General features: G+C 52.3%; 1 protein-coding gene. It reads right to left on the bottom strand.

Going from position 1 to position 287, the window contains the following annotated elements:
* Positions 1-287, bottom strand: a 287-nt coding sequence (locus AAEZ00_RS20975) for a hypothetical protein (RefSeq protein WP_351089811.1), incomplete at both ends; no start/stop codon positions are given.

Consider the following 287-nt stretch of genomic DNA (forward strand, 5'->3'; position numbering starts at 1 on the left):
TTAACGAAGTCAGCACCGGCTTGGGTTAATACCACTTCGCCGTTGACCAACGCGTAGTAACCGTCGTCATTGCTGCCTGGGGTAAAGTCCACGGTCAGTAGATCACCGTCTTCATCAAAGGTGGTGTAGGTTGCGGCCACATCGCCATCGACGGCGCTGTTTTCAGTAAAGTCATTGGCAACCACGTCAATGGTTGGCGCGTCGTTAGTTGGCGTGACTTGAATTGTTAGCGTCGCGGTTTCACCAGTGTTAGTGGTATAGGTGATGACAGGGACTTGGCCATTCCA

It is taken from the genome of Shewanella sp. S1-49-MNA-CIBAN-0167 (genome assembly GCF_040310145.1).
GTDB lineage: Bacteria > Pseudomonadota > Gammaproteobacteria > Enterobacterales > Shewanellaceae > Shewanella > Shewanella psychromarinicola.